The sequence below is a fragment of the Promicromonospora kroppenstedtii DSM 19349 genome, assembly GCF_000515355.1.
Lineage (GTDB): Bacteria > Actinomycetota > Actinomycetes > Actinomycetales > Cellulomonadaceae > Promicromonospora > Promicromonospora kroppenstedtii.
In genome coordinates this window covers 225,639-232,877 of sequence record NZ_KI911760.1, presented here as the reverse complement: position 1 = coordinate 232,877, position 7,239 = coordinate 225,639, and the positions used below count along the sequence as shown (strand labels likewise).

Annotated in this window: 6 protein-coding genes; 4 read left to right on the top strand and 2 right to left on the bottom strand. The window is 72.6% G+C overall.

Features of this window, described 5'->3' with window-relative positions:
• Together PROKR_RS28350 and PROKR_RS28345 are read right to left on the bottom strand one after the other, a co-directional pair.
• Positions 1 to 989: M81 family metallopeptidase (locus PROKR_RS28350; RefSeq protein WP_084800736.1), on the bottom strand; the 989-nt coding region annotated here is incomplete at its 3' end.
• Positions 986 to 2,170 (bottom strand): ROK family transcriptional regulator, encoded by a 1,185-nt coding sequence (locus PROKR_RS28345; RefSeq protein ID WP_245605999.1) that lies wholly within the window; start codon positions 2,168 to 2,170, stop codon positions 986 to 988. The genes PROKR_RS28345 and PROKR_RS28350, both read right to left, overlap by 4 nt.
• Before the next feature lie 252 nt (positions 2,171 to 2,422).
• Between PROKR_RS28345 and PROKR_RS28340 the strand changes: the two genes are divergently transcribed.
• From PROKR_RS28340 to PROKR_RS37960, 4 genes are all read left to right on the top strand, one after another.
• Positions 2,423 to 4,237, top strand: a complete 1,815-nt coding sequence (locus PROKR_RS28340) for a peptide ABC transporter substrate-binding protein (RefSeq protein WP_036970554.1) — start codon at positions 2,423 to 2,425, stop codon at positions 4,235 to 4,237.
• 1 nt (position 4,238) lies between these two features.
• Positions 4,239 to 5,276 carry an ABC transporter permease gene (locus PROKR_RS28335; RefSeq protein ID WP_157602810.1) on the top strand — a complete coding sequence of 346 codons (1,038 nt, stop codon included), beginning with the start codon at positions 4,239 to 4,241 and terminating at the stop codon, positions 5,274 to 5,276.
• The gene (locus PROKR_RS28330) at positions 5,273 to 6,109 is read left to right on the top strand and encodes an ABC transporter permease (protein WP_036970552.1); all 837 of its coding nucleotides are present in this window, start codon (positions 5,273 to 5,275) and stop codon (positions 6,107 to 6,109) included. The genes PROKR_RS28335 and PROKR_RS28330 overlap by 4 nt, the downstream gene beginning before the upstream one ends.
• Positions 6,106 to 7,239 (top strand): ATP-binding cassette domain-containing protein (locus PROKR_RS37960; protein ID WP_036970800.1); only part of this gene is annotated, 1,134 nt, incomplete at its 3' end. The genes PROKR_RS28330 and PROKR_RS37960, both read left to right, overlap by 4 nt.

Here is a 7,239-nt window from a genome sequence, read left to right as displayed (position 1 = left end):
GGCGCGGCCGCGAACGCGGGCTCCGTCAGGAGCCGCGCGAGCGTCCAGGTGACGTCGCCCGCGCCGCCCGCGGTCGGGTTGTCGCCCGAGTCGGACAGGAAGTACGGCCGCGCCGTGCTCGCCAGCGCGGTCGCCAGGCACTCGTCGTACGGGGCGGCGGGCGCGACGAACGCGAACTCGTCGCGCGCGTCCCAGTACTGCCGGGCGAGCTGCTCGGCCTCGCGCACGATCACCTCCTTGTCGTCGCCCGTGACGACGACGGCGGCGCGGCAGCTCGGCTCGTCGGCCCACGCGTAGCCGACCCAGAGCGCCGCGTCGAGCACGCCGGGCAGACCGGCCACGCGCGCGACGTCGGCGTAGATCGAGGCGGCCGGATCGATGCGGGTGCTGGTCTTCTCGCCCGGCAGCAGCACGGGGACCTGCAGCCACGCCTTCTTCGGGGCGCCGCCCGACTCCAGCCGCGCGAGCAGGTTCGCGGCCGCGCGTTCGCGTGTCTCCCAGGCGTCCTCGTGCGGGGCCATGCGGTAGCAGGTGATCAGGTCGCTGGCCTGTGCGAGCTCCCGGGGCACGTTGCCGTGCAGGTCCATCGTCGTGCTGATCAGCGTCCCCGTCCCGACGGTGGCGCGCACCGCCGCGGCGAGGTCGGACTCCGCGTCGTCCCGCCCGACCACGGTCATGGCGCCGTGGATGTCGAGCAGCAGGCCGTCGTACGGGCCGTGCTCCTCCTGCTGGGCGCGCAGCGTCGCGACGATCTCGTCGCGTACCGACTCGTACACCTCGGCCGGGACGGCGCCGCCGGGCAGCGACCGGGCGTGCAGCACCCCGGTCCAGTCGGCGGCGTCGCGCAGCGGGGCGCCGTCGGACAGGAACGGGTAGTGCGCCACGAGCTCGGCGCCGCGGCGAAGCGTGAAGGCCTCCCACCCGGAACGGTGCGGGGAGAACGTGCTGGACTCGATCGACATGCCGGCGATCGCGATGCGAGGGCTCATCGGGTTCCTTCCGGTGCGGTGGTCAGGGCGTGCGGCACGAGCGTGTCCTCCAGCAGGCGGCCCACGCCCACGAGGTTCGCGTCGGGGCCCAGGCCGGAGGGCGCGATCACGAGGTCGCGGGTCATCAGCGGGTGGGCGCCCTCGTAGATCTGGCTGCGGATCGCGGAGACGAACGGCTCCAGCGTGGACAGCGCGCCGCCCAGGTAGACGGCGCCGGGGTTGAAGAAGTTGACCACCGTGCACAGCGCCGCGCCCAGGTGCCGGCCGGCGGTCCTGGTCAGGGTGGTCGCCACGGGCTCGGCGTCGCGCACCAGGGCGAGGACGTCGGCGGTGGCGTCGACGTCGTAGCCCTGCTCACGCAGCAGCCGCACGAGGGCCGCGCCCGAGGCCACGGTCTCCAGGCAGCCGCGGTTGCCGCAGGTGCACGGGGTGTCGCCACCGGCCGGGATGCGCGTGTGCGTGATGTCGCCCGCCGCGCCGCCCGCGCCCCGGTACAGCCGGTCGTCGACCAGGATCCCGGCGCCGATCGCGGTGCCGGCCTTGACCGACACCGAGTGCCGGGTGCGCCGGGCGTGCCCGAAGTGCTCGCCCACGGCCATCGCGTTCGCGTCGTTCTCGACCACGGCCGGTACGCCCAGGGCGTCCTCCAGCCACGAGCCGACGTCGAACCCCGACCAGCCGGGCATGCGCGACGGGCTGTCCAAGGCGCGCCGGGCGACGTCGACCGGGCCGGGCAGGCAGATGCCGGCGCCGAGCAGCCGGCCACCGTCGGGCTGCTCGGCGGCCAGCTCGCGCAGGGCGGCGGTGACCTGAGTCAGCACTGGCCCGGGGCCGTCGCCGATCGCGAGGGCCACCTCCGTGGTGGTGGTCAGCTCGCCGCCGTGCGGCAGGATGCCGAGCCGGGCGTGGGCGCCCCCGAGGTCGACGACGCCGAGGTAGCCCGTGCTACCGGGTACCCGGAGCGCGCGCGGCCGCCGTCCGCCGCTGGACGCGCCCTCGCCCGTCTCCTCCAGGACGCCGGCGGCGAGCATCGCCTGCACGCGTTGGGAGACGGTGGACGGGGCGATGCCGAGCGACTCGGCGATCTCCTTGCGGGACCGGGCGCGGCCGCTCGACACGAGCACGAGAATCTCCCGCTCGAGCCGTGCGGCGGCCACCCGGGGGCGCGCGGGCTGGGCCACGGGCCTCCTCCAAGTTCTTCCAGAACTTCTTTCAGGACACGGAACAAGTTCCGGGCACGAGTCTGCACCACGTCGGGCACGGTCCGGACAGTTCGGCCTTCTTGCGGAACCGAATTAACAGTCTTGTTACGGAATTCGCGTAGATCCGGGAAACTTCGTACGTCTACGGTGCTCCATTATTCGGCTGGCGAAACAAGTGCCCGAGTCGCACAGGCTCCGGCGTCGTCGGCCCCGCAGACCAAGGAGACCCAGATGCGCACCACGCATGCCGGACGGGCCGCACGGCTCGCCGTCGGCGCTGCCGCCGCCGTCGCCCTCCTCGCCGGATGCTCGACGTCTTCGTCCGGCAGCGACGAGGCAGCCGCTCGCACCGACGTGAACTACGCCCTGCCCGCGAACGCGACCCCCAACTGGATCGTGCCCCTGGGCATCGCGGGCAAGCTCGCCACCCACAACTCCGCGATCATGCGCACCCTCTGGGAGCCGCTCGTGGCCTACGACGGCTCCGAGGGCGAGGTGGGGCGCGTGGCGAGCGCCGATCTCGCCGACGAGATCACCTTCTCCGACGACGGCCTGGTCGCCACCATCACGCTCGACGACGACCGCACGTGGAGCGACGGCGAGCCCGTGACCTCGGCCGACGTGAAGTTCTGGTTCGACCTCGTCAAGGCCAACACGGACGTCTGGGCCAGCTACTCCGAGGGTCGCATGCCCGACAACGTGACCGAGGTGGCCACTCCCGACGAGAAGACCGTCGAGCTCACCTTCGACAAGGTCTACAACCCGGAGTGGCTCCAGGCCTCGCAGCTCACGCTCGTCGTCCCGCTGCCGGCCCACGCCTGGGCCAAGGCCGCCGACGGCGACGAGCCCGACCCGGCGCTCGCCGAGACCGAGGACGGCGCGAAGGCGATCTTCGACTACCTCGTCGGTCAGAGCGAGGACCTGTCGACCTACGAGTCCAACCCGCTGTGGCAGACCATCAACGGCCCCTACTCGCTGACCGGGTTCACCGACAGCGGCCAGGTCGAGCTGACGAGGAACGCGAAGTACGACGGTGACGACGCCGCCTCGATCGACACCGTCAACCTGCTGCCGTACACGTCCACCGACGCCGAGGTGAACGCCGTCCGCTCCGGCGCCGTCGACTACGGGTACATCCCGACCACGGGCCTGGACGCGCCGGAGCAGTACGAGCAGCTCGGCTACGACGTCGAGCCGTGGGCGGGCTGGTCCATCACCTACCTGCCCTACAACTTCAACCACCCCGAGCTGGGCCCGGTCTTCCGCCAGCTCTACGTGCGCCAGGCGTTCCAGCACCTGGTGGACCAGGAGCAGATCTCCGACGTCATCTGGAAGGGCGCCGCGCTGCCCGGCTACGGCCCCGTGCCGCAGAACCCCGAGAGCGACTTCCTCTCCGAGGAGCAGAAGGCCAACCCGTACCCGTTCGACCCGGAGGCCGCGGCCGCGCTGCTGGCCGACCACGGCTGGACCGCCGGGGCCGACGGCGTGCTGGAGTGCACCCGTCCGGGCGACGGCGACGACGAGTGCGGCAAGGATGTCGAGAAGGGCCAGCAGCTCGGGATCACGATCCTGACGCAGAGCGGCTCGGCCGAGACGGACAACATGTTCGCCGAGATCAAGTCGACGTTCGAACAGGCCGGCGTGGGCGTGACCATCGAGAGCGCGCCGCTGAACACCGTGCTGTCCTCCATCGCGCCGTGCACCGCCGACCAGGCGGACTGCGACTGGCAGCTGCCGTTCTTCGGCACCGCCGGGAGCTGGTACTTCGGCGGGTACCCGAGCGGTGAGCGTGTCTTCGGCACGGGCGCCGCGTCGAACTTCGGCTCGTACTCGGACGACACCTTCGACACCCTCATGCACGACTCCACCGAGAGCACCGACGCGTCGGTCATGCAGGAGTACTCGGCGTTCGGCGCCGAGAACCTGCCGGTCATGTGGCTGCCGAACCCCGTCTACCAGGTCTCGGTCATCAAGGACGGGCTGGAGGGCACCACGCAGGACCCGCTCGCCAGCTTCCACCCGCAGCGCTGGAGCTGGGCCAGCTGACATGACGACAGCCATCCCCGCGACCAGCGGGGCCGTCGAAGCCGGAGCCGCCGCGCCCGCGCCCGTCAGGGCAGCCCGCGGCGGCTTCGGCCGCTTCCTGATCCGGCGCGTGCTCCAGGCGCTCGTCGTGATCCTCGTGGTCAGCGTCATCGTGTTCGCGCTGCTGCACGCGCTGCCGGGCGGACCCGCCCGCGGCGTCCTCGGCCAGCAGGCCACTCCCGAGCAGATCGCCGCGTTCGAGGCCGCCAACGGCCTGGACCAGCCCGTGGTGCTCCAGTACCTCTCGTTCCTGGGGCGCTCGCTGACGGGCGACCTCGGCGAGTCCTACCTGCTCAACCAGTCGGTGTCGGACGCGATCGCCCTGCGCCTGCCCAAGACCCTGCTGCTGACCGGGCTCTCGCTCGTGGTCGCGGTGCTGATCGCCGTGCCCGTCGGCGTCTACCAGGCCGTGCGCCGCAACCGCGCGGTCGACTACTGGCTCTCGACGCTGGCGATCGTCGCCTACTCGACGCCGACGTTCTTCCTCGGGATGCTGCTGATCCTGCTGCTCAGCCAGACCGCCGGGCTCTTCCCCGCGGCGGCCCCGCAGGGCACGGGGATCGCCGAGGTGCTGGCCCAGCCCGACGCGCTCGTGCTGCCCGTGCTCACGGGCGCGGTGCCGATCGTCGCCACGTTCAGCCGGTACATGCGGTCGGCCACGCTCGACAACCTGGGCGAGGACTACGTGCGCACGGCCCGCGCCAAGGGCACCGCCCACCGCCGCGTGGTGCTCCGGCACGTCCTGCGCAACTCGCTCACCCCGGTGGTCGCGATGCTCGGCTACTACCTGCCCGTCATGTTCGGCGGCGCGCTCGTGGTCGAGCAGCTCTTCAACTACCCCGGCATGGGGCTGTTGTTCTGGAGCGCCGCGCAGAGCAGCGACTTCCCGGTGCTGCTCGGCTGCGTGCTCGTCATCTCGGTCGCCACCGTGGTCGGCTCGCTGCTGGCCGACGCCGTCCAGGCCGTCCTGGACCCCCGCACCCGGGGGGCCTTGAGATGACGGGGCTGCGTCGTTTCACGAGGAACCGGCTGGCCGTCGTGGGCGCCGTCGCGCTCGCCGTGCTGGTGCTGTTCGTGCTGGTCGGGCCGCTCGTGTACCCCACGGAGCAGGTGGCGACCGACCTCGGCGCGGCCAACCTGCCGCCCGGCGTCGACGGGCACCCCCTGGGCACGGACGCGCTCGGCTACGACAACCTGGGCCGGCTGATGGTCGCCGGCCGGGTCTCGCTCCTGGTCGGGGTCCTGGCGGGGGCGCTCGCGACCGTGGTCGGCACCCTCTGGGGCGCGGTCGCCGGGTACGTGGGCGGCGCCGTCGACGTCGTCATGATGCGGGTGGTCGACGCCGGTATCGCGATCCCCGCGATCTTCCTGCTGCTGGTGCTCTCCACGATCGTGCGGCCGACGGTCGGCATGATGATCGTGGTGCTCGGCCTGGTGTCCTGGCTGGTCCCGGCCCGGCTGATCCGGGCGGAGGCGCTGTCGGTCCGGACCCGCGACTACGTGGTGGCGGCCCGTGCGATGGGTGCCTCGCACGGCCGCACGGTGCTGACGCACGTCATCCCCAACACCGTCGGCACCGTGGTGGTCAACGCGACGTTCCAGGTGGCCGACGCCATCCTGCTGGTCGCGTACATCAGCTTCCTCGGGATGGGCGTCCAGCCGCCCACGACCGACTGGGGCGCGATGCTCAACGACGGCATCAACTACATCTACCAGGGCGCGTGGTGGCTCATCCTGCCGCCGGGCCTCGCGATCGTGATCGTGGTCTGCGCCCTGAACTTCGTGGGCGACGGGCTGCGGGACGTCGTCGACGTGAAGGGGAGGACGGCATGAGCGACGTCGTACTGCGCATCCGGGGCCTGGACGTCACCTTCACCACCGGCTCCGGGGACGTGCCCGCGGTGCGCGGCGTCGACCTCGAGGTGGGGCGCGGCCGGGTGGTCGCGCTGGTGGGCGAGTCCGGTTCGGGCAAGAGCGTCACCTCGCTGTCCGTGCTCGGGCTGCTGCCCTCGACGGCGCGCGTCACCGGCTCGGTCGAGCTGGCCGACGGCGGCGCGGTGCGCGACGTCGTCAGCACGCCCGAGGAGCGGCTCGTGGACCTGCGTGGCCGCGTGGTGTCCATGGTGTTCCAGGAGCCGATGACGGCGCTCAACCCGACCATGACGCTGGGCGACCAGATCGCCGAGGCGGTGCTCAACCACGAGCACGTGCCGCGGGCCGTCGCGCGGGAGCGGGCCGTGGAGCTGCTGCGGTCCGTGGGCATCCCCGAGCCGGAGCGGCGGGCGGGGCAGTACCCGCACGAGCTGTCGGGCGGGCAGCGGCAGCGCGTGGTGATCGCGATCGCGCTGGCGTGCGAGCCGCAGCTGATCGTCGCCGACGAGCCGACGACGGCGCTCGACGTGACCGTGCAGGCCGGGATCCTCGACCTGCTGCGCGAGCTGGTGGCGCAGCGGGGGACGGCGCTGCTGCTGGTCACGCACAACATGGGCGTGGTGGCCGACCTGGCCGACGAGGTGGCCGTGATGAGCGGCGGCCGGATCGTGGAGCGCGGGCCGGTGGAGCAGGTGCTGCTGGCGCCGGAGCACGAGTACACGCGGGCACTGCTGGACGCTGTGCCGGCGGTGCCACCGGCGAGCACGACTCACCGCGGGTCGAGCGACCGCGGGGTGGGGCCGACGGGCGATGGCTCGACCGGTGGTGGGGACGAGGCCGACCCCCGCGAGGTCGTGCTCGACCTGCGCGGGGTCAGCCTCGACTACCGGGTGCAGGGCCGCCACGTGCGCGCCGTCGAGCGCCTCGACCTGACCGTGCGCGCGGGCGAGATGCTGGGCCTGGTCGGCGAGTCCGGCTCGGGCAAGTCGACGGCGGGCCGCGCCTGCCTCGGCCTGCTCACGCCGTCCGAGGGCGAGGTGCTGCTGCTCGGCACCTCCGTGGCCCGGGCGCGCGGCCGGGCCCGGCGGCGT

Excerpts from the sequence above, each read along its gene's own strand:
- PROKR_RS28340 (WP_036970554.1), top strand. The coding sequence starts at position 2,423 with ATGCGCACCACGCATGCCGGACGGGCCGCACGGCTCGCCGTCGGCGCT.
- PROKR_RS28330 (WP_036970552.1), top strand. The coding sequence starts at position 5,273 with ATGACGGGGCTGCGTCGTTTCACGAGGAACCGGCTGGCCGTCGTGGGC.
- PROKR_RS28335 (WP_157602810.1), top strand. The coding sequence starts at position 4,239 with ATGACGACAGCCATCCCCGCGACCAGCGGGGCCGTCGAAGCCGGAGCC.